Here is a 259-nt window from a genome sequence, read left to right on the forward strand (position 1 = left end):
CTGTCATCGTCAGCATGACACCAAAGACACTCATTTTGGATATTGCCTCCCGCCCAGGAGGAACAGACTTTGACTTTGCACAAAAACACGGAGTGAAGGCGCTTCTTGCACCTGGACTTCCGGGAATTGTTGCGCCAAAGACAGCAGGGCAAATCATTGCAAAAGTGCTTTCTGGGCTCTTATGTGAACTTGCAGAGGAAAAAAGGGGGATGGAATCATGACAACATTAAAAGGGAAAAGAATCGGCTTTGGCTTAACT

General features: G+C 46.7%; 1 pseudogene. It reads left to right on the plus strand.

Features of this window, described 5'->3' with window-relative positions:
- Positions 1-221: pseudogene (locus tag SB658_RS25170) on the plus strand (dipicolinate synthase subunit A); the annotation flags it as partial.
- Positions 222-259 lie beyond the last annotated feature (38 nt).

The sequence above is a fragment of the Bacillus sp. SIMBA_008 genome, assembly GCF_046535495.1.
Classification (GTDB): domain Bacteria; phylum Bacillota; class Bacilli; order Bacillales; family Bacillaceae; genus Bacillus; species Bacillus subtilis.